Here is a 20,745-nt window from a genome sequence, read left to right as displayed (position 1 = left end):
CGCAGCCTGCTCAGGCGATGCGGGTCCCGCGGGCGAGCCGCCGCGCAGGCGTCCGGACGGCCCGCACGGCCCCGCCGAGCGCGAGCAGGGCGAGCACGAGGTGGATGAGCAGCCCGACCGTCCAGGTCGGCACCGTCTGCGCGAGCACCGTCTGCGGGTCCCGGTCCACGTTCGTGTTCCGGGAGGGGTGGCAGTCGCTCGAGTAGGTGGAGCGCGGCTGCGGGATCTGCAGGCCCCGCTCGGCGACCTTGAGGGCGGCGAACGCGTCCACCGGCTGGCCGGCCGTGTCGAACCGCCCAGGCACGGCGTCCGCGAGCACCACGTAGGGGTTCGCGGCGAGCAGGCCCCAGAGCCGGTCGTAGCTCGGGACGGTGGAGGTGTCGGTGGTGGGCGGGTCGCAGACCGGCTTGACGAGCTTGCCGTTCGCATCGAACGCGTCCGACGCGTAGCTCTCGGTCGTCGACGTCACCGTGACCGGCACGGCGAGACCGCCGAGGCCGAACGCCACCAGCGTGCCGATCGACAGCGCGGCCACCACGAGGTAGGTCGTCACGACCGAGAAGATCGGCCGGGCGATGAGCGCGGAGAGCCCGACGCCGATGCCCGCGATGACGCCGAGCTCGAGCACCGTCACCGCGAGCGCCGTGCAGAGCACCGCCGGATCCGCGCCGCCGAACCCTGCCGCGATCAGGAGGAACGGGAGCGCCACCACGAGGAAGGCCAGCGACGCCGTCCACGCCGCGAGGAACTTGCCGAGCACGAGCTGCCAGCCGCGGACGAGCGTCACCTGCGTCGTCGCGAGGGTGCCCGCGTCGCGGTCGCCGTTGATCGCGCCGCCGGAGAGCGCCGGCGTCACGAGCGTGCCGAGCAGCAGCACGAAGAAGATCACGGCCGCGGAGGCCTGCGGTCCGCCGTCGCGGCCGAACAGGCCAGCGGTCGCGAGCAGGAGGAGCGTGACGGTGAGCAGCAGCACCGCCGCGACGCCGAGCAGCACGTACCAGGCGGTCGAGCGGACCCGCTGCCGCAGCTCCAGGTCGACCACCGTGCCGACGGCGAGCACCGAGGTCCTCATGCGCGGGTCCCCCTGCTCAGCTCGAGGAACGTGCGCTCGAGCTCGCCCGTCGCCGGCGCGAACGCGACCACGCGGACCCCGCCGGCGACGAGCCCCGCGAGCAGGTCGGCGGCGTCCGCCTCGTCCCGCACGGGCACGAGGCGGCCGAGGTGGTCGCTCGACGCGTCCCCGCGGCCGGCGAGCGCGCGGTCGAGGGCCTCCGGGTCCTCCGCGCGCACCCTCCAGAGCCGCGGCGCATCCCGGAGCGCCTCGAGCCGGTCGGGCGCGACCGTCTCGCCGTGCTGCACGTAGACCGCGTCGTCCGCCATCTCCTCGAGCTCCGCGAGCACGTGGCTCGAGACGAGCACGGTCCGCCCCTCCGCGGCCAGCGACCGCACCAGGTCCCGGAGGTCCACCCGCGCCTCCGGGTCGAGCCCGCTCGCCGGCTCGTCGAGGAGCAGCACGCCGGGGTCGTGCACGAGCGCCCTGGCGAGGCTCATGCGCTGCTTCTGCCCCCTGGACAGCACGCGGGTGGGCTGGTCGGCGAGCGCGCCGAGCCCGACGAGCCCGATGAGCTCCTCCGCCCGAGCGGCGGCGCGCGGCTTCGGCAGGTCGTAGAGCCGGCCGGTGAGCTCGAGCGTCGCCCGCGTCGTCAGCGAGGCCCACGACCCGAGCACGTCGGGCATCCAGCCGATCAGGCGACGGACGCCGCTCGCGTCGCGCAGCGGGTCGAGCCCGCCGATGCGGATGGAGCCCGCGTCGGGCGCGAGCAGCGTCGCGAGCATGAGCAGCAGCGTCGTCTTGCCCGACCCGTTCGGCCCGATCAGGGCGGTCACGCGGCCGGGGGAGGCGGAGAAGGTCATGTCGCGGACGGCGTGCGTCGAGCCGAACGACCGCCGCACCCCCTGCACGACGATGCCGGCGGCTTCCATGGCGGGACCATAACGAACCCTCAGGGCCGCCCGCCTCCTCCTGCAGGGGGATTCCGGGGCCCCCGTCGGCGGTCGCGCCTATGGTCCGCCCATGGACATCCGCTTCATCGCGGGCTACGGCCCGATCACCCGCTCCGCTGGGGACGGGCTCGCGTTCTGGCGGGACGCGCTCGGGCTGCGCTTCGACGAGATGGCGCCCGACTACCACCATGCGCACGACCTCGCGGGGGCGAACGTGTTCGGGCTCTGGCCGCTCGATCAGGCCGCGGAGGCGACCTTCGGCACGAAGGCGTGGCCGCAGGACCGCCCGGTGCCGCAGAGCTGGATCGAGTTCGAGATGGCGGCGCCGGAGGCGGTCGCCGCGGGGGAGCAGGAGCTCGCCGCCTCCGGGCACGAGATCCTCGTCGCCGCGCACCAGGAGCCGTGGGGGCAGTGGACGACGCGCCTGCAGAGCCCGGAGGGGCTGCTCGTCGGGCTCAGCTCCATGCCCGACTTCCACCCCGAGGTCGCGCGCGCCTGAGCCGCCGGGTGCGGAGCCGCCGCGCCGCGCCTGGGAGAATCGGGCCCGTGGCAGCTCCCGTGAACCCGCCGCGCGGCATGCGCGACCTCCTCCCCGCCGAGAAGGCGAAGCGGGAGCACGCGCTGTCTGTCATCCGCGCGGTGTACCGCAGCCACGGCTTCGACGAGATCGAGGCGCCCGCGCTCGAGGACTACGACCGCCTGCACGCGGGGCTCGGCGGCGACAACGAGAAGCTGTCGTTCAGCGTGCTGAAGCGGGGCATCGGGCCCGAGGAGTGGGCGGCGGCACCCGACGTGGAGGCGCTCGCCGACCTCGGCCTCCGGTACGACCTGACCGTGCCGCTCGCGCGGTTCTACGCGACGAACCAGGCGGCCCTGCCCCCCGTGTTCCGGGCCGTGCAGATCGGGCCGGTCTGGCGGGCCGAGCGCCCGCAGCGGGGCCGGTACCGCCAGTTCGTGCAGTGCGACATCGACATCCTCGGCGAGCCGGGGCCGATCGCCGAGCTCGAGCTGATCGGGGCGACCTCGGCCGCGCTCGACGCGCTCGGGCTCGAGGGCGCGTCCGTGCGGATCAACGACCGGCGCATCCTGACCCGCCTGCTGCTCACCTGGGGCGTCGAGGCCGAGTCGGCGGCGCAGGCGCTCATCACCATCGACAAGCTCGACAAGATCGGCGTCGCCGGGGTGGTCGCCGAGCTGGGGCAGCAGGGCGTCGACACCGCCGGGCTCGACGAGGCCTTCGGTGAGCTCGCGACGGCCGGCTGGGACCTCGCGGTCGACCCGCCGGCGTGGCTCGACGTGCCGGCGTACACGGACCTGCTCGCGCTGAAGGATGCGCTGCCGGAGGTGGACCTCGTGTTCGACCCCACGCTCGTCCGCGGGATGGGCTACTACACGGGGACGATCTTCGAGATCGCGCACCCCTCCTCCACCTCCTCGCTCGGGGGCGGGGGCCGGTACGACGGCATGATCGGCCGCTTCCTCGGCCGGGATGTGCCCGCGGTCGGCTTCTCGATCGGCTTCGAGCGGATCGTGGACCTGCTGCCCGACCGCACCTCCGGCACGACGGCGACCGCGCTGCTGCACGACGCCGACGTGCCGGCCGCGGTCCTGCTCGCCGCCAAGCGGCGGGTGCAGGAGGACGGCGGCCGGGTGCGCCTCGAGCGCGCCCGCAAGAACCGCAGGGCCCAGCTCGACGCGCTCGCCGCGGACGGGTTCACCCGGTTCGCGCTCGTGACCGCCGACGGCCTCGGCGACCTCCGCCCCCTCGCCTGACGGGGCTCACTTCGTCGTTCAGGAGAAACGCGGCGCGACCCGCCCGATTCTCCTGAACGACGAAGGGGACGGGGCGCGTTCGCCGGGGGTTCGGACACGGTTCGCGGGCCGTCACTAGGCTTGGGCGTCGGCCGGACCGCAGTCCGGGACCGGAGAGTGGAGGAGACCCCTGGCCGCCATCGACACCATCGACGCCCGCGAGATCCTGGATTCGCGCGGCAACCCGACCGTCGAGGTCGAGGTCCTGCTCGAGGACGGCGTGGTCGCCCGCGCCGCCGTGCCCTCCGGCGCGTCGACCGGCGCGTTCGAGGCCTACGAGCTCCGGGACGGCGACAAGCAGCGGTACGGCGGCAAGGGCGTCGAGAAGGCCGTCGCGGCCGTCATCGACGAGCTCGGCCCGGCCGTGGAGGGCATCGACGCAGCCGACCAGCGGATCGTCGACGCGACCCTGATCGCGACGGACGGGTCGGCGAACAAGTCGAACCTCGGCGCGAACGCGATCCTCGGCGTCAGCCTCGCCGTCGCGAAGGCGGCAGCCGCCTCCGCCGAGCTGCCGCTGTTCCGCTACCTCGGCGGCCCGAACGCGCACGTGCTCCCGGTGCCGATGATGAACGTGATCAACGGCGGATCGCACGCGGAGTCCAACGTCGACATCCAGGAGTTCATGATCCTGCCGGTCGGCGCGGACTCGTTCCGCGACGCCCTCCGCTGGGGCGCGGAGACGTACCACGTGCTGAAGTCCCTGATGTCCAAGCAGGGCCTCTCCACCGGCCTCGGCGACGAGGGCGGCTTCGCGCCGAACCTGTCGAGCAACCGCGCCGCGCTCGACCTCCTGATGGAGGCGATCCAGGCCGCCGGCTTCACGCCCGGCAAGGACATCGCGCTCGCCCTCGACGTCGCCTCCACCGAGTTCTTCGAGGGCGGCTCGTACACGTTCGAGGGGCAGCAGAAGTCCGCAGCGGACATGTCCGCCTACTACGCCGACCTCGTCGCGAACTACCCGCTCGTGTCCATCGAGGACCCGCTGGCGGAGGACGACTGGGAGGGCTGGAGCACGCTCACCGCCGAGATCGGCGACAAGGTCCAGATCGTCGGCGACGACCTGTTCGTCACGAACCCGGAGCGCCTCGCCAAGGGGCTGCAGGTGAAGGCCGCGAACTCGATCCTCGTGAAGGTGAACCAGATCGGCACCCTCACCGAGACGCTCGACGCCGTCGCGCTCGCGCAGCGCAGCGGGTACACCGCGATCCTGTCGCACCGCTCCGGCGAGACCGAGGACACCACCATCGCGGACCTCGCCGTCGCGACCGACGCCGGCCTGATCAAGACCGGTGCGCCGGCCCGCAGCGAGCGGGTCGCCAAGTACAACCAGCTGCTCCGGATCGAGGAGGAGCTCGGCGAGGCGGCGGTGTACCCCGGCCTCGCGGCGTTCCCCCGCTTCACGGCCTGATCGCGGATCCGCAGATCCTGCCCGACGCGCCGGGCCGAGGGGTACTCGGCCCGGCGCGTCGCCGCGTTCCTGCGGATCCGCGAGCACCGGCGGCGCGCCCCCTGGGCCGCGCCCGGGCCCTGAATAGACTCGGCGACTCGGATCGGGGCGCACCCGATCGGACCGGGGGAGGACGCAGGATGAGCGGAGCCGTGCAGCGCGCCGTCCCGCGCGTCAAGGTGCCGGCCGTCGCGATCGCGGCCCTCGTCCTCCTGGTGCTCGCCGTCCTCTCGCTCGCGCCCGCGGTGAGCACGTACCTCGCGCAGGAGCGGGCCATCGCGGACACGAAGGCGCGGATCGCGACCCAGCAGGCGGACCTGAAGTCCCTCGACGCGCAGCGCGCCCGCTGGAACGATCCCGCCTACGTGCGGGCGCAGGCGGGCAGCAGGCTCTTCTACGTCACGCCCGGCACGACCGCCTACCGGGTCATCCACGCGAAGGCGACCGCCGGACCGGCGCCCGCGGCGACCGCGCAGCCCGACCGCACGCCCTGGACGCAGGCGCTCGTGCAGTCGCTCGTGGCCGCGGGCACGACGACCGAGCCGGCACGGTGACGCCCGCGACCGACGCGGACCTCGCCACGATGTCGGCCCAGCTCGGCCGGCCCGTGCGCGACGTCCTCGGCGTCGCCGCCCGCACCATCGACGGCACCCCTGCCGTGGTCGCGACCGCTCCGCGGCTCGCGGACGGCACCCCGTTCCCGACCTTCTACTACCTCACGCATCCGGTGCTCGTCGCGGCCGTCTCGCGGCTGGAGGCGGAGGGGCGGATGCGCGAGTGGAGCGCGCTCGTGGGGTCGGGCGGCGGGTTCGCCGAGCAGTACGGCGCCGCCCACACCGCCTACCTCGCCGACCGGAACGCGGCGGGCGACGTGCCGGAGCTCGCCGGCGTGAGCGCGGGCGGCATGCCCACACGGGTGAAGTGCCTCCACGCGCTCGCCGGGCATGCGCTCGCCGCGGGACCCGGCGTGAACCCGATCGGCGACCTCGCGCTCGCGGAGGCGTCGGCAGCCGAACCGGCGGTGCGCGCGCTGGTCGGTCCGTGGCCCGCGCCGACGCCCCGGTAGCATCGGAACCTGAAAAACCGACCGACTCGAAGGGAACACCCTCCTCGTGACTCGCATCCTCATCGTCGGCGGCGGCTACGCCGGCTTCTACACCGCGTGGAAGCTGGAGAAGTGGCTCTCCGCCAAGGAGGCGGAGATCGTCGTCGTCGATCCGCTGTCGTACCTGACCTACCAGCCCTTCCTGCCGGAGGTCGTCGGCGGCGCCGTCGAGCCGCGCCACGCGGTGGTCGACCAGCGCAAGCACCTCAAGCGCTCGCACGTGATCACGGCGAAGGTCACGCGCATCGACCACGCGGCGAAGACGGCCGAGATCACGCCGGAGGTCGGCGAGCCCTGGACGATGACGTACGACCAGATCGTCGTCACCGCCGGCTCCGTGTCCCGCACCTTCCCGATCCCGGGCGTCGCCGACGAGGCGTTCGGCCTGAAGACGATCGAGGAGGCCGTCGCGATCCGCGACCGGATCGTCCGCAACTTCGAGCTCGCCGCGAACCTGCCCCCCGGGCGTGAGCGCGACCGCCTGCTCACCTTCGTGGTGGTCGGCGGCGGCTTCGCGGGCATCGAGGTGTTCGGCGAGATGCGCTCGCTCGCCTCCGCGCTGCTCGCCAGGTACCCGCAGCTGACGTTCGAGGACACGCACTTCCACCTGATCGAGGCGATGGGCCGGATCATGCCGGAGGTGTCGCTGCCGACCTCGCACTGGGTGCTGAAGAACTACGCGGAGCGCGGCGCGAACGTGCACCTCGACACGCAGCTGAAGAGCGCTGCGGGAGGCGTCATCGAGCTCTCCACCGGCGAGACGTTCGAGTCGGACGTGATCGTCTGGACGGCCGGCGTCATGGCCTCCCCGATGCTGCGCAACACCGATCTGCCGACGGAGGAGCGCGGGCGGCTGCGGGTGAAGGCCGACCTCCGCGTCGTGACCGCCGACGGCGACGTCGTGCCCGACGCCTGGGGTGCCGGCGACGTCTCCGCGGTGCCGGACCTGACGGGCAAGGGCGTCGGCGGTTTCTGCGTCCCGAACGCGCAGCACGCGGTCCGCCAGGGCAAGCTGCTCGCGAAGAACATCACCGCGAGCCTGCGCGGCGAGGGCGTCAAGGACTATTACCACGAGAGCCTCGGCGCGGTCGCGGGCCTCGGGCTCTACGTCGGCGCCTTCCAGTCGGGCAAGATCGCCGTCAAGGGCTTCCCCGCCTGGGTGATGCACCGCGGGTACCACGGCCTCGCGATCCCGACGTGGGAGCGCAAGATCCGCGTCATCGCGAACTGGGTGCTGAACTGGATCCTCGGCCGCGACATGGTGCAGCTGCTGCTGCGCGAGCAGCCGCGGGTGGCGTTCGAGACCTTCGCGTCCCGTCCCAAGCCTCCGGGGGAGGCGCCCGCGCCGGTCGCGGAGGCGCCGAAGCGCGCGCCGCGCGCCCGCAAGCCGAAGGTGGAGCCGGAGCTCCCGGGCGCGAAGGGCGTCGAGGGTCCGGTGTACGCGAACCCGGCCCCGGAGCCCGAGCCGGCCAAGAAGTAGTCCCGGTCGTCCTGTTCACGGATGAGGGCCGTCGCCCTCATCCGTGAACAGGACGCTCAGCGCGCGAGGGTCGCAGCGGGGTTCTCGTCGAAGCGCTGCGCGTACCGCTGGGCGAACCGGACGGAGTCCGCGAACCCCCACCGCAGCGCGACCGCCTCGACGGTGGTGGCCCCGGGGTCGGCCGTCCGCAGCTCGTCCCGCACCGCGGTCAGCCGCAGCCCGCGGAGGTAGGCCCTCGGCGTCGGGTGCAGGTCCCGACGGAACGCGGCGTACAGCCCGCGCGGGCTGAGCCGAGCCGCCTCGGCCACGTCCGCGATCGACATCGCCTCGCTCAGGTGCTCGTCCATGTACCGCAGCGCGCGGCGCAGCGCGGCGCCGCGGGGGCCGAGCACGTCGCGGTGGTTCTCGGCGTCGAGGGTCGTGTTGGGGAACACGCGGAGCATCAGCGTGGCCACCAGGTCGACGAGCTCGGCGCTCGCGATCGCCCCGTCCGGCTCCTCGACGAGCGTCTCCGCGGTCCGCGCGGTGTAGGCCATGGTGTCGCGCCACACCCGGTCCATCGCCCGGGTCAACGGCGCGGTGCCGGTGAAGCGCACCGTGAAGTCGTCCTGGCCCGTGACCGCGCGGGCGCGCTCCTGCACGACCGTGCGGGTGACCGCGAGGTTCGCCACGTCGGGCCGGTGGAGCTCGGCGTCCGCGGGCTCCGGGTAGAGGAACGGGCGGGTGAGGTCGACGTCCTCCCATCGCGACCACAGGCGGTTGTCGCCGCCGAGGGCGAGCCCGGTGAGGAGCACGGGCTCGGGCGCGTCGTCGCCGCGGCTGCCGCCCTCCACGCCCCGGAGGCTCCACCGCACGGAGGTGAGGTCGTCGAGCTGCACCGAACGCATCGTGAGGTCGACGGGGTCGTCGTCGGTCCGCCGCAGCTCGACGGCCCCGAAGGTCTCGCGCATCGCCGCGATCGCCTCGTCGAAGTCGCTGGTGCGCACCGTGCGGAGCGCCTCGACCACAGCCTGCATCCCAGGAATCTAGAGCGCGCAGGATGCCGTCCGCTGAGCGCCCGCACGACGCGAATCCCTGTTCAGGTCCACCTCTCGCTCGGGCATCGGCCCTGTGTGCACTTGTGCTTCCAGCTGCTGCACGACATGCCGGAGGGCCGGGCCGCGATACTCGCGAGGGTGATCGGATCGACGCCGCGATGACCACCCCCGCGCTCCGGGCCGTCGGTGCGCCCGGCTGGACCGAGGCGGCCGCCACCGCACCGCTGGTCGCGCTGCTCCTGCACGGCTTCGGCGCCCACGAGCGCGACCTGGGGGGACTCGTACCGGAGCTCGGCCTCGCCCTGCCGTGGGCGTCCGTGCGGGCCCCGATCGAGCTCGGGAACGGCGGCGCCGCGTGGTTCCCGATCCGGTCGCTCGACGACCTCGACCCGGAGCCGGTCCGGGCGGCCACCGATGCCCTCTGGGCCTGGATCGACGCCGCCGTCGGTCCGCGCGGCCGGATCCTCCCGATCGGCTTCTCCCAGGGCGGCCTGATGGCCACGCAGCTGCTGCGCACCCGGCCGGACCGCGTCGTCGCCCCGGTGGTGCTCGCCGGGTTCGTGCAGGGGGAGCAGGAGGTCGCCGACGACCGGCTCGCCGCCGACCGCCCGGCGCTGTTCTGGGGCCGGGGCGACGCGGACCCGGTCATCCCCGCGGCAGCGGTCGCGCGGACCGCCGCCTTCCTCGCGACGCACACCGCGCTCGAGGCGCGCGTCTACCCGGGCCTCGGGCACGGCATCGCGGCTCAGGAGGTCGACGACGTCCGCATGTTCCTCGCGGCGCAGCTGGGAGAGGCGGCGGTCGGCCGCTGACCGTGCCTCCTCAGCTCGTCGCGGTCGCCTCCGCGACCCAGCGCCGCCAGCGGTCCCAGGGGTCCACCCCGGCGGCGAGGACGTCGATGTGCGCGCCGAGCCGCTCCGAGAGCACGAACCACTCGCTCGAGCCGGCCCGCTCCTCCGCGAACTGCCGATGCCGCCGCTGCTCCAGCCGCCGGTCGCCGCGCTCGAGCGCGAGCAGCGCGTCGTGCCGGATCGCGGAGAACCGCTGCCGCGGGTTCGCGGTCGTGCCGATCTTCACGCGGTCGGCCCAGCGCAGGTAGTACACGACGTCCACCCTCGGCGCCGGCAGGTCGAAGTCGGGCACCTCCCCGTGCGGCCACTCGCAGACCGCGCACTGCCAGCCGGAGGGACGACGCACGCCTGTCCGCGAACCGCAGAGCCGGCACGGCGCGGGCAGCAGGTCGGTGCTGCCGAGCGCGGTGTCGTGCACCTCCGCCGCGATCGCGAGATGTGCCGCGCACAGGGGAAGGAGCTCCGGGGCGGCGGCCGGATCGGAGCAGCCCGGGAGCACGCAGCGCACGGAGGCGGTCGACGACTCGGGGATGCGGCATGCTACGCACGCGTCACCGACAGCCGACCCCGGTCAGGCCCGCGGCGCCCGCCACGCGAGCGCACCGACGGTCGTCGTCACAGTGGTGACACCGGCGAGCAGCGCCACGACCGCGCCCCACCCCGCGCTCGAGAACACCGGACCCGGCGCGACCCCGCCGACCGTGCCGCCCAGGTAGTAGGCGGTGAGGTAGAGGCCCACCGCGGCCGAGCGCCCTACGGTCGCGTGCCCGGCCAGGAAGCCCGTCGCGCACGCCTGACCGGCGAACACCGCGATGCACGAGCAGGCGAGCCCCGTCACCACCGCCGGGACGGAGGGTGCGAGCGTGAGGAGCAGACCCGCCACGCCGAGTGCGGCGCTCGCCACGAGCGTCGGCACGCGACCGTGCCGCTCGACCGCGCGGCCGACCTGCGGGGTCAGCAGCACGGGCGCCAGGAACACCGCGAAGACCAGCCCGATCTGCGCAGCGCTCAGCCCGAGCGGCGGCTGCTGGAGCCGGAGCGAGCCGAAGGTGAACGAGGCGACCTGCTGGAACAGCAGGCCGGCGCCGACCGCGGCGGTCGCCAGCACCTTCCGGTCCCGCAGGTGCGCGCCCATCCCGGCGAGGCCGGCGCCGAGCGACACCGTCGGCACGAACCGCCGCTCCGCCGGCAGCCAGGCCGTCGTCGTCACGAACGCGAGGGCGAGCACCGCGGTGAGCGGCAGGAACGCCGGGCGCCAGTCGTGCGTGACGTCCGCGGCCAGGCCGGGCAGGAGGCGCCCGGCGAAGCCGCCGAACGCCGTGCCCGCGACCGAGAGCGCGTTCAGGCGGACGCCCGCGGGCCCCGGGAGCTCGTCGCCGAGGTACGCGACCGTCACCGCGAACACGAACGGGGTGGCGAGCCCCTGCACGAACCGCAGCGCGAGCAGTGCCTCGAACGAGCCGGCGAGCGCGCAGAGCCCGGTCGTGACGAGCAGGACCGCGACGGCGACCTGCATGACGCGCTTGCGACCGAGGCGATCGGAGACCGCGCCGGCGACCGGCGCCATGACGGCGACGCCGAGCGTCGCAGCGCTGATCGTCCACGCGGCCGTCGCCTCCGGCACCCGTGCCCAGGCGGCGATGCGCCCGAGCAGGGGCTGCGGCGCGTACACGGTGACGAGCGCGCACATCCCGAGGAGGAAGACCGCGACCTTCAGCCGCGAGCCGACGGTGCCGCAGAGCGGGGATGCGGGCGCGGGCACCCCGTCACGGTATCCGCGCCGAGGAGCCTGCTCCGGGCTCAGGACCCGCTGGACGTGGTGGATCCCAGGCCGAACGCCGAGGCGATGCCGCCGCCTCCGCCGCTCGAGGTGCTCCCGCTCGAGGCGCTGCCGCCGTTCGAGGGGCCGGCCCCGGTCGAGGTCCCGGAGGCGCTCGAGGCGCCGTCGTCGCCGCCACCGTCGTCGTCCCCCGACACCGCGGTGCTCCCGCCGGACGTCGTCGTCCCGGCGGCGGGTCCCTGCGCGGTGCCCGTCTGCGCCGTCGTCGTGGCGGCCGTCGCCTTCGCCGCGACGACCGCGCCGAACACGCTCGCTCCGAGCAGCCCGGTCAGGGCCGCGCCGCCCAGCGCCACCGCGCTCGTCAGGGTCTGGACCGTTCGCCGGCCCTGCTCCCGTGCGTCCACCTCGACCTCCAGATGCAGCATGGTGGCCGCCCTGTCCGGGGTCCACCCATGCCGGTGCTCGCAATCCGCATGGGATCGAGGCCTCCGGATGTCCGTTCTCACATCCGGGATCGCGGAGCGGTCAGCGCCAGATGTCGGTGATCGGGGCGGACGCGGCGCCGAGCGGGACCAGGCCGAAGGCGGCTTCGATCGTGTGCAGCACGCGCACGTGGTCGACCCTCTCGCGGTACCGGCCCGGCACGACGTGCTGCCCGGCGACGAGCGTGAGTATCCGGTTCCCCGGCGCGTCGTCGTTCTCGTCCCAGGTGACGACCAGGGCGGAGTCGTGGTGCTGCGCCCAGCTCGCGTAGGGCCCGATCTCGCGCCGCAGCCACGCGTCGCCGGCGGCGACGCTGCCGTCGTGCATGTCGTGGTCCAGGTTCGGCACGACCAGGGCGACGTCCGGCAGCCGGTCGAACGAGCCCTGCGGGAAGGCGGAGAACGGCAGCATGTGGGCGGCGTCTGCCGTGGCGGGGAAGGCCGCGAGCGGGTTGTGCTTGCGGACGTACCGCCCGGCCGTGCAGCCGCGGAACCCTGCTCGCGGCATCGACTCGAAGTAGCCGGCGACCGTGCGGTGCGCGGCGAGCAGCTGCGATCCGAGCGACTCGGCGCTGCTCGACACCGGGCACGCGTCGGAGATGAGGCCGTGCGTGCTGCCGGACCAGAGCGCGAAGTAGTTCGGCTCGCTCGGGTGCGCGTTCGCGTGCGCGTCGGTGAAGACCGCGCTGGAGCGCTCGAGCTGGGCGAGGTACGGCGACGCGGCCACCTGGTCGAACGCGTGGTTCTCGAGCACGACCACCACGAGGTGCGCGGGCCTGGGGACCGCACCGGGCGATGCGGGGGTCCCGGTGGGAGCCCCGGAGGAGGTGACGGGCAGCGCCCGGGGCGCGGCCGTGGTGCAGCCCGCGAGCAGCGTCAGCGCGGCGAGCGCGGCCGCGGCTGAAGCGAGGGCTCGACGGGGCGACATGGAGCGGGACGGTAGCCGTCCCGCTCCAAGGCGCCTCGGAGGATCAGCCGCGCCGTCTGGCGTAGTAGTCGCGCCACACCAGCCGGTGGATGGGGATCAGCCGGGGCAGGGTCCGCAGCCCGGGGATGAACGGCACGAGCAGCAGCGCGATCGACAGCACCGCCATCAGCCCCACGACGAGCACGTCCGCGTTGGGGGCGCCGCCGATGGCGGGGATCTGGTACCAGAGCGAGAACAGCCACAGCCACGCCTGGCCCGGGTAGTCGCCCGTCTCGTTCATCACTCCCCACTGGTCGCCACCGAGGTGGAGGTTCGTGGCGAGCCCGTTGAACCAGGCGCCGTCTCCGAGGAAGAGCGTGCTGCGCGTCGCGTCCAGGCCGGCGAACCCGCCCTCGCTGCGGATCGCGCCGTCGAGGGCTCCGGATCGCGCCATCGCGAGCAGGTCGGCGCTGAGCACCGGGACCGGGCCGTACGGGCCGGGGGCGACCCTGGCGGGGTCGCCGTCCGGCGCCTTCGCGAGGGCGTCCGCGTACGCCGTCGCCCAGCGCGTCTGCGTGGCGGCGTCCGCAGCGCGCCAGACCGCGAGCGCGGCGGGCTGCGACGGCAGCAGCGACAGCGGATGGATGACGAAGTCGGTCGCCGGATGCACCGGGATGCGCACCCCGGAGAAGCTCTGCAGGTCGATCGGGCCGAGGGTCTGCGTGGCGCCGGCGATGTCCGTGTACGGCGGCCCGTAGCCGGCGGAGTCGCTCGTGCCCGCGAGCTCCGCCGCGGTCGTGGCGACGAAGTCCGTAGGCGCGGCCTTCGCCCAGTCCTGGAGCGTCACGCCCCGGTCGTCCGGCGAGCCGAAGATCGCGGAGAGGCCGAGCACCGCGACGCCGATCACGACGAGACCGACGGTGAGCTCCTTGAAGAGGTCGTAGTGGCGCTTCGTCCCGGTCCACGGCCGGCTCGCCAGGTCGTCGCCGCGGCGGGCGCGCATCGTCGCGGTCATGCCGGGTCCTCCGCGGTCCGGACCAGCACGTCCTCGTCCCGCCGCTGCGGCTCCGGGGCGGGTTGCGGGGCCTGCGGCTCCGGAGCGCGACCGGTGAGCTGCGCATCGGCCTCCGCCGCGTCGATCGGGGGCACGACGCCGTGCACCCGAACCAGCAGGACGTGGAGGACGACGATCGCGCCGACCGCGAGCGGCAGCAGGACGATGTGCCAGGTGAAGACCTGACCGAGGTCGGCGACGTTGAACCACGCGCCGATCCCGACCGCGTTCAGCGCATCCTTCGCCTCGAACGCGATCCACTGCGAGTCGAAGTTCGTCTGCAGCAGGTAGCCGGTGAAGGCCGCACCGATCGACGCCAGGAACGCGAGCACCCCGGTGATCCACGTCCAGGCGCGGCCGCCCCGCCAGGCCGCCATCCAGTACTTGCCCCACAGGTGCACGACCATCGTCAGGAAGAACAGCTCGACGCTCCACAGGTGCGTGCTGTTCACGAAGTGGCCGAGCGCGGAGACGTGGTACCAGGCCGGCCCCGCCAGCGACAGCACGATGCCGGACAGCACGATGCAGACCAGCGACGCGATCGCGCCCATCCCGAACACGTAGATCCAGGAGGCGACGTAGCTCGGCTGGTCGTCCGGCAGCAGCCGCTCAGGCGGCAGGAGGCGGAGGGCGACGACGCGGGCGCGGCCGGTCCAGGTCGTCGGTCGCTCGTCGGCGCTCATCGGCGGTGCCGATCCGGCAGGAACGGCACGAGCAGCGCTGCGACGAACAGCACGACCATCGTCACGATGACGATGAAGTTCCCGAGGGAGACCGTGACGGCCCCCCAGCCGAGGAACGTCCCCGGTCCGACCGTCGACGCATCCATCACCAGCGGCGCCATGACCATGCCTGGTCTCCTTCCGTCCGGCGCGAGCCTCCACCGGCGGGGCGTCGGGCGGGTCGTGCCGAAGGTCCCGTCGCAGCGCCGTTCGGCCGGTCTGATCAGGTTCTGATCAGGTCCGCCGGTGAGCGCGGCTCGGCGTGCGCCGACCGGCCGCCGCCTCCCGCTCGGAGCGGGGGAGGGGCAGCACGCGTGCGCAGACCGGCACGGTGATCAGCACCGTCGTCAGATGCATCGCGGCGAGCGTCAGCACCGGTCCGGCACCCGTCGTCGCCGCGGGACGGAGCCGGCGGCGACCGCCGGCCCGCCTCCGCGTACGCCGCCGGGGTCAGCGGGCGGCGACCTCCGCTCCGGCGTGCCGCGGCAGCAGCAGCGTCTCGACGATCGGCACGAGCAGCAGCACCGCGACGGCGCCGAACGCCCAGCGGTAGCCGAGCGCCGACGAGGCGGGACCGGCCAGCGCAACCATCGACCGCACGGCAAGCGCGGCGACCGCGACCCCGAACCCGATCGCGATCTGCTGCGTCGTCGCGGCGAGCGTGTTCGCGGGGGAGGTGAGCGCCGGAGGCACGTCGGCGAACTGCAGCGAGTTGTAGGCGGTGAACCCGATGGAGCGGAACGCGCCGCCGACGACGAGCAGGAGGACGATCACGGGGATCGGCGTCGCCGCGTCGAGGAGCACGGAGCCGATCGCGATCGCCGCTCCCGCGACGCTCGACCCGACGATGGTGGTGCGGAACCCGAAGCGCCGGATGATCGCCGAGGTGAGGGGCTTGACCCCGATGTTCCCCGCGAACACCGCGACGACGAGCACCCCGGCGAGGGAGGCCGACCAGCCGAACCCGACCTGGAACAGCAGTGTGTAGAGGAACGGCAGCGCCGAGATCACGAGTCGGTACACGCCGCCGCCGAGGTTGCTCGCGCGGAAGGTCGGGATCCGCAGGGCGTCGAGCGACAGGAGCGGATGCGCGGTGCGCCGCATCCAGGTGACCGCGCCCGCGATCGCCGCGACCGCGACGGCCAGCAGCACCGCGATCACGGGTCCGTCCGTCCCCGCGCCCCCGAGCGCCTCGAGCGCGAGCAGCAGCGCGACGAGACCCGTGCCGAGCAGCGCGAACCCGCCGACGTCGAAGCCCCGCGGGTCGCGCACATCGCTCTGCGGCACGACGCGCACCGCGGCGAGCAGCAGGGCGATCCCGATGGGCACGCTGATCAGGAACACCCACCGCCAGCCGACCGTGTCCGTGAGCACGCCGCCGATCGCGGGCGCCACGACCGGCGCGAGCAGACCGGGCCAGGTGCGGTAGGCGACGGCCGCGAGCAGGTCCCGGGGCCGCGTCGCCCGGAGCACCGCGAGGCGGCCCACCGGCACCATGAACGCGCCGCCGATGCCCTGGAGCACCCGGAGCGCGCAGAGGGTCACGAGATCGGTGCTCAGCCCGCACGCGAGCGAGGCGACCGTGAACAGCGCGATCGCCCCGAGGAAGACGCGCCGGACGCCGATCCGGTCCGCCAGCCACCCGCCGAGCGGCACGCTGACCGCGACGGACAGCAGGTACGCGGTGATCGCCGCGTTGATGTCGACGGCCGGGAGGCCGAACGTGCGGCCGATCGCGGGCGCGGCCGTCTGGACGATCGTCCCGTCCAGGTTCTCCATGAAGTACGCCCCGGCGACCAGGATCGCGAGCGGCCGGTTCAGCGCGGTCGCGTCGGCCGTCCCCGCGCTGCTCACCGCATCACGCTAGAGGGCCATCCTGCGGTCATTCCCGACTGAAGCGGTGCGAATCAGCGCCGCATCAGTCGCGAATCGCCGCGACAAGTGTGCTGCTGGACGATGGCTACCCGGTAGGCAATACTCCGTATGTATCGACCGAAGGGAGACGCATGAGCGTCCGGCAGAGTCTGCTCGCGATCCTCGACCAGGCTCCGTGCTACGGCTACCAGCTGCGCGGGGAGTTCGAGACCCGGACCGGGGGGACCTGGCCCCTGAACGTCGGCCAGGTGTACACGACGCTCGACCGGCTGGAACGGGACGGGCTCGTGAGCCGGGACGGTGCGGACGCGGAGGGGCGGGTCCGGTACGCCATCACCGCCTCCGGATCGGAGGAGGTGCGCGGCTGGCTCGCGGCGCCGGTCGTCCGGCAGCAGGTACGGGACGAGCTCGCCATGAAGCTCGCGATCGCGTGCACGCTGCCGGGAGTCGACGTCCCCGCCCTGATCCAGACCCAGCGCACCGCGACCCTCTCGGTGCTGCAGGACCTGACCCGCACGAAGTCGGCGCAGGCGGCGCCTGCGAGCCGATCGGATCTCGCCTGGTCGCTGGTCGTGGAGTCGATGATCTTCGCGGTGGAGGCGGAGGCGCGCTGGCTCGACCATGCGGAAGCGACCATCGCCCGCGCCACGAGGGCGGGGGAGCTCGAGGCGCCGGCATCGGCTCCCGACCGCGCCGGCGCCGCACGGGGCGTCCGATGAGCGGCCCGCTGCTCCGCTTGACGCGGATCGCCCAGGAGTACGGGACGGGCGAGACCGCGGTCCGTGCCCTCGACGGCATCGACCTCGAGGTCGCGGCAGGCGAGCTGGTCGCCGTGATGGGCGCCTCGGGGTCCGGTAAGTCGTCGCTGCTGTCGATCGCAGGAGGTCTCGCGGCACCGACCTCCGGCACCGTCGAGGTGGAGGGGGTCGACCTCGCAGGGCTGTCGCCGAAGCGGATCGCGGCGCTGCGCCGGACGACGCTCGGCTTCGTGTTCCAGGACTACAACCTCGTCCCGACCCTCACGGCGCTCGAGAACGTCGGCCTGCCGCTCGAGCTCGACGGCTGGCCTCGCGCGAAGGTGCGTGGTGCGGCGCTCGAGGCGCTCGCCGGAGTGGAGCTCGGTGAGCAGGCGGACCGGTTCCCGGACGACCTCTCCGGTGGCCAGCAGCAGCGCATCGCGATCGCGCGCGCCGTCGTCGGGCCCCGGCGCCTGATCCTCGCCGACGAGCCGACCGGCGCGCTCGACTCCCAGACCGGCGAGGTCGTGCTGCGGATGCTGCGCACCCGCATCGACCACGGCGCTGGCGGCGTGCTCGTCACCCACGACGCGAGGCACGCGGCGTGGGCGGACCGGATCGTGTTCCTCCGTGACGGCAGGGTCGCCGACCAGACCGCGGCGTCGCGGCCGGAGTCCCTGCTCGAGGACGTCAGCTGATGCGCAGCACCATGGCCAGGTGGGTGGTCGCCCTGCGGATCGCCCGGCGAAGCGCCCTCACGTCCTGGGGTCGGTCGCTGCTCGTCATCACACTCATCGCCGTACCGATCACCGGCCTCACTGCGGCCGCGGTGCTGCTGCCGAGCACGCGGTCGACGCTCTCCGAGCGCATTCAGGGCACACTCGGCCATTCGCAGGCGCTGCTCACCGTGGAGGGATCCCCGGGCGACCACGTCGAGCAGGGCGTCGAGGGCGGCTCCGACTTCACAACGACGGGAGACGGTCGCGACACCAGCCGCGTCGATCCGCGGACGGTGCTTCCCGCCGGCACGCGCGTCCTGGCAATCGGTGCGGGTGCGGGCGTCTTCACGACGCCGGCCGGCTCGGTCAGCCTGCAGGTCGTCACCGGGCCCTCGTGGGATCCCTCGCTCGATGGCGGCCCCTACGCGCTGCTCTCCGGACGCCGCCCGAGGGCGGAGGACGAGGTCCTGCTGTCGCCAGCAGCGCTCACCCGGCTCGGTGCCCGCGTCGGCGGCACCGTGCACCTCCTGCAGCCGGAGGTGCGCGCGCTGCGGGTCGTCGGCACCGCGCGCGACCGGAGCGCGCCGTCGATCGCCGAGACCGTGTTCGCCGCCACCGCGCTCTTCCCGCCCGAGGATCCCTCCGACAACGCCTTCGTCTACTACGTCCCGGACAGGCCCATCGGCTGGACCACGGTCGAGCGGTTGAACGCCGCCGGCACCACGGTGTTCAGCCGCGCCGTGCTCGCGGACCCGCCGAAGCTGCCGGCGAGCCGCGACTTCACCGGCTCGTCCGGCCTGAGCACCGGGATCGCCGCGACGGTCGCGATCGCCGTGACGTTCGCGGTGCTCGAGGTCGCCCTGCTCGCCGGCGCCGCCTTCCTCGTCGGAGCGCGGCTGCAGCAGCGGGCGCTCGCCACGATCGCCTCGGTCGGCGCGGACCGTGCCGTGCTCCGCCGCATCGTGACCGCCTCCGGCGTCGTGCTCGGCGCCGTCGGCGGAGCCGTGGGTGTCGCGCTCGGCATCGGCGGTGCGCTGCTCGTGATGCGGCTCACCGACGACGGGAGCTGGACCCGGTACCCGGGCGTCCACCTCATCTGGCCGCTGCTCGCCGGCATCGTGCTGTTCGGGGTCGTCGTCGGCTGGATGGCGGCACTCCTGCCCGCTCGGGCGGCGAGCCGCTTCGACGTGATCCGGGCGCTCCGCGGCGCCCGCACGCCGCAGCGCGTCGGCAAGCGCCCCCTCGCGGGCGTCGTGCTGCTCGCCGCCGGAATCGTCCTCACCCTGCTCGGCACCGGCGCGCTCGTCGCAGCCCTCCGACTGCACGGCGATCAGGGGACGTGGGCGCAGCTCGGCGCGCTGGTGCTGCTCGGCGGTGGCCCGGTCGTCGCGCAGCTCGGGGTGGTGCTCTGCTCAGGGCTGCTGCTGCGGGCGATCACGCGTCTGCTGCGCCGCGCGTCCTTGCCCACCCGGCTCGCCGCTCGGGACACCTCCCGCAACCTCGGCCGGGTCGTGCCGGCGGTCGCCTCCGTCATGACGACGGTATTCATCGCGGCGTTCACGATGTGCATCGCGAACACGTCCTCCCAGCAGGCAGCGGTCCAGCACTCCTGGAACGCGACGCTGCCCGGCGAGGCGTGGTCCTCCGTCTACTGGGCCGGTCCGGGGGCCCCGACGGAGCAGCGTGGCGAGGCGTGGCTCGCCACCGTGCGGCGCGCGCTGCCGGTGGCCAACGCGGCGCTGATCGACTCGACCTCGATGGGGACGGACGGGGCGCACCCGGCCGACCGTGCCGCGGACGCGATGGCCGTCGTCCGCTTCCCGTCACCGTCGACCTGCACGAACCCGCAGCGGCGAGACGTGCACGACCTGCGCTGCGGCCCGTTCAGCGCGTCGGGCGGATCCGCGGTGAACGCGCAGCCGACGATCTCGGTCGGGAACGCCTCCGCGCTGCGGCTCCTGCTCGGGCACGCTCCGTCCGCAGGTGCGCTCGCCGCACTGGACGGCGGCGGCGCGGTCGCGCTGCGAAGCGGCCTCACGTCCGGTGGCGATGCGCACCTCGACTGGTACACGCCGAAGCAGCTCTCGGACGGCGCATACGAGTCCGCACGCCCGGTCCGGACGACCGCGCTCGCGACTGTCACCGATCTGCCGGTCAACCCCGTCCAGGCGTCGCTGTTCGTCAGCACGGCGACCGCATCGCGGTTGGGCCTCGCCGTCCATCCGGACCGCGTGCTCGCCTCCTTCACCCGAGCGCCGACGAGCGCCGAGCTCGACGCCGCGAACGCGGCGCTCGGGGCGCTCGGCAACGTGCCCTACGACAACCTGATCGACGTCGAGACAGGCCCGCAGGACCTCGGCTCCACCATCGCCTGGTACGTCCTGCTCGCCTGCCTGGTGATCGCGGTCGCCGCGGGAGCGACCGCGATCGGCCTCGCGCGCGTCGACGGGCGCCCGGACGACGTGACTCTCGCCTCGCTCGGCGCGTCTCCCCGGATCCGCCGTTCGATCGCCGCGGTGCAGGCGATCATCGTGTGCGGGCTCGGCGCCGTGCTCGGCACGCTGCTCGGAATGCTGCCGGCGCTCGCGCTCGGCGGAGCGACGGACTCGTTCCCGTTCTCGCCGCCGCCCGTCCAGCTGGTCCTGCTCGCGCTGGGGATCCCGGCCGTGATCGCCGTCGGCAGCTGGCTGCTGGTCGGCACGCGTCGAGGCGACCTCACCCGGCGGAGCG

At 74.0% G+C, this 20,745-nt stretch carries 22 protein-coding genes; 10 read left to right on the top strand and 12 right to left on the bottom strand.

Annotation, left to right across the window (positions count from 1 at the left end):
• Positions 1-10: 10 nt before the first annotated feature.
• Together ACTHLI_RS09955 and ACTHLI_RS09950 are read right to left on the bottom strand one after the other, a co-directional pair.
• A complete protein-coding gene (locus tag ACTHLI_RS09955) occupies positions 11-1,072 on the bottom strand; it encodes an ABC transporter permease (RefSeq protein WP_440183211.1) in 1,062 nt (353 codons plus the stop codon).
• Positions 1,069-1,983, bottom strand: coding sequence for an ABC transporter ATP-binding protein (locus tag ACTHLI_RS09950; protein WP_440183209.1), 915 nt, complete (start codon positions 1,981-1,983; stop codon positions 1,069-1,071). Before ACTHLI_RS09950 ends, ACTHLI_RS09955 begins: the two co-directional genes overlap by 4 nt.
• 91 nt (positions 1,984-2,074) lie before the next feature.
• Between ACTHLI_RS09950 and ACTHLI_RS09945 the strand changes: the two genes are divergently transcribed.
• The 6 genes from ACTHLI_RS09945 to ACTHLI_RS09920 all read left to right on the top strand — a co-directional run bounded on the left by ACTHLI_RS09945 (position 2,075) and on the right by ACTHLI_RS09920 (position 7,851).
• Positions 2,075-2,503, top strand: a complete 429-nt coding sequence (locus ACTHLI_RS09945) for a glyoxalase (RefSeq protein ID WP_440183207.1) — start codon at positions 2,075-2,077, stop codon at positions 2,501-2,503.
• Positions 2,504-2,550: 47 nt separating this feature from the next.
• Entirely contained in the window at positions 2,551-3,777 is a 1,227-nt protein-coding gene (locus tag ACTHLI_RS09940) for a histidine--tRNA ligase (protein WP_440183206.1), read from the top strand.
• Between the two features lie 169 nt (positions 3,778-3,946).
• Positions 3,947-5,227, top strand: coding sequence for a phosphopyruvate hydratase (eno, locus tag ACTHLI_RS09935; protein ID WP_440183225.1), 1,281 nt, complete (start codon positions 3,947-3,949; stop codon positions 5,225-5,227).
• Positions 5,228-5,406: 179 nt separating this feature from the next.
• The gene (locus tag ACTHLI_RS09930; RefSeq protein WP_440183205.1) at positions 5,407-5,820 is read left to right on the top strand and encodes a septum formation initiator family protein; all 414 of its coding nucleotides are present in this window, start codon (positions 5,407-5,409) and stop codon (positions 5,818-5,820) included.
• Between the two features lie 29 nt (positions 5,821-5,849).
• The gene (locus ACTHLI_RS09925) at positions 5,850-6,332 is read left to right on the top strand and encodes a DUF501 domain-containing protein (protein ID WP_440183224.1); all 483 of its coding nucleotides are present in this window, start codon (positions 5,850-5,852) and stop codon (positions 6,330-6,332) included.
• 46 nt (positions 6,333-6,378) lie between these two features.
• The gene (locus tag ACTHLI_RS09920) at positions 6,379-7,851 is read left to right on the top strand and encodes an NAD(P)/FAD-dependent oxidoreductase (protein ID WP_440183204.1); all 1,473 of its coding nucleotides are present in this window, start codon (positions 6,379-6,381) and stop codon (positions 7,849-7,851) included.
• Positions 7,852-7,907: 56 nt separating this feature from the next.
• On the opposite strand, the gene ACTHLI_RS09915 is transcribed toward ACTHLI_RS09920, so the two are convergent.
• Entirely contained in the window at positions 7,908-8,867 is a 960-nt protein-coding gene (locus ACTHLI_RS09915; RefSeq protein WP_440183202.1) for a helix-turn-helix domain-containing protein, read from the bottom strand.
• 179 nt (positions 8,868-9,046) lie between these two features.
• Here ACTHLI_RS09915 and ACTHLI_RS09910 point away from each other — a divergent pair, with 179 nt between their 5' ends.
• Complete coding sequence (locus ACTHLI_RS09910; RefSeq protein ID WP_440183201.1) at positions 9,047-9,700, top strand: alpha/beta hydrolase; 654 nt, start codon at positions 9,047-9,049, stop codon at positions 9,698-9,700.
• Between the two features lie 10 nt (positions 9,701-9,710).
• On the opposite strand, the gene ACTHLI_RS09905 is transcribed toward ACTHLI_RS09910, so the two are convergent.
• The 9 genes from ACTHLI_RS09905 to ACTHLI_RS09865 all read right to left on the bottom strand — a co-directional run bounded on the left by ACTHLI_RS09905 (position 9,711) and on the right by ACTHLI_RS09865 (position 16,538).
• The gene (locus ACTHLI_RS09905) at positions 9,711-10,238 is read right to left on the bottom strand and encodes a GIY-YIG nuclease family protein (protein ID WP_440183199.1); all 528 of its coding nucleotides are present in this window, start codon (positions 10,236-10,238) and stop codon (positions 9,711-9,713) included.
• A 72-nt stretch (positions 10,239-10,310) separates the two neighbouring features.
• A complete protein-coding gene (locus tag ACTHLI_RS09900) occupies positions 10,311-11,501 on the bottom strand; it encodes an MFS transporter (protein ID WP_440183197.1) in 1,191 nt (396 codons plus the stop codon).
• A 38-nt stretch (positions 11,502-11,539) separates the two neighbouring features.
• Positions 11,540-11,944, bottom strand: a complete 405-nt coding sequence (locus tag ACTHLI_RS09895; RefSeq protein WP_440183195.1) for a hypothetical protein — start codon at positions 11,942-11,944, stop codon at positions 11,540-11,542.
• A 100-nt stretch (positions 11,945-12,044) separates the two neighbouring features.
• Positions 12,045-12,929 (bottom strand): alkaline phosphatase family protein, encoded by an 885-nt coding sequence (locus ACTHLI_RS09890; protein WP_440183194.1) that lies wholly within the window; start codon positions 12,927-12,929, stop codon positions 12,045-12,047.
• Positions 12,930-12,972: 43 nt separating this feature from the next.
• Positions 12,973-13,923 (bottom strand): hypothetical protein, encoded by a 951-nt coding sequence (locus ACTHLI_RS09885; RefSeq protein ID WP_440183193.1) that lies wholly within the window; start codon positions 13,921-13,923, stop codon positions 12,973-12,975.
• Positions 13,920-14,645 carry a cytochrome b N-terminal domain-containing protein gene (locus ACTHLI_RS09880; protein ID WP_440183192.1) on the bottom strand — a complete coding sequence of 242 codons (726 nt, stop codon included), beginning with the start codon at positions 14,643-14,645 and terminating at the stop codon, positions 13,920-13,922. The genes ACTHLI_RS09885 and ACTHLI_RS09880 overlap by 4 nt, the downstream gene beginning before the upstream one ends.
• The gene (locus ACTHLI_RS09875; protein ID WP_440183191.1) at positions 14,642-14,812 is read right to left on the bottom strand and encodes a hypothetical protein; all 171 of its coding nucleotides are present in this window, start codon (positions 14,810-14,812) and stop codon (positions 14,642-14,644) included. Before ACTHLI_RS09875 ends, ACTHLI_RS09880 begins: the two co-directional genes overlap by 4 nt.
• Before the next feature lie 106 nt (positions 14,813-14,918).
• Positions 14,919-15,041 carry a hypothetical protein gene (locus ACTHLI_RS09870; RefSeq protein ID WP_440183190.1) on the bottom strand — a complete coding sequence of 41 codons (123 nt, stop codon included), beginning with the start codon at positions 15,039-15,041 and terminating at the stop codon, positions 14,919-14,921.
• Positions 15,042-15,134: 93 nt separating this feature from the next.
• Entirely contained in the window at positions 15,135-16,538 is a 1,404-nt protein-coding gene (locus ACTHLI_RS09865; RefSeq protein ID WP_440183188.1) for an MFS transporter, read from the bottom strand.
• 152 nt (positions 16,539-16,690) lie between these two features.
• Between ACTHLI_RS09865 and ACTHLI_RS09860 the strand changes: the two genes are divergently transcribed.
• The 3 genes from ACTHLI_RS09860 to ACTHLI_RS09850 form a co-directional block, all read left to right on the top strand.
• Positions 16,691-17,278, top strand: a complete 588-nt coding sequence (locus ACTHLI_RS09860; protein ID WP_440183187.1) for a PadR family transcriptional regulator — start codon at positions 16,691-16,693, stop codon at positions 17,276-17,278.
• The gene (locus ACTHLI_RS09855) at positions 17,275-17,994 is read left to right on the top strand and encodes an ABC transporter ATP-binding protein (protein WP_440183185.1); all 720 of its coding nucleotides are present in this window, start codon (positions 17,275-17,277) and stop codon (positions 17,992-17,994) included. Before ACTHLI_RS09860 ends, ACTHLI_RS09855 begins: the two co-directional genes overlap by 4 nt.
• A partial coding sequence (locus tag ACTHLI_RS09850) for a hypothetical protein (RefSeq protein ID WP_440183184.1) occupies positions 17,994-20,745 on the top strand: 2,752 nt, incomplete at its 3' end. The genes ACTHLI_RS09855 and ACTHLI_RS09850, both read left to right, overlap by 1 nt.

It is taken from the genome of Amnibacterium sp. (assembly GCF_051956055.1).
In the GTDB taxonomy this organism is placed as follows: domain Bacteria; phylum Actinomycetota; class Actinomycetes; order Actinomycetales; family Microbacteriaceae; genus Amnibacterium.
This window is presented reverse-complemented; position numbering and strand designations above follow the sequence as displayed.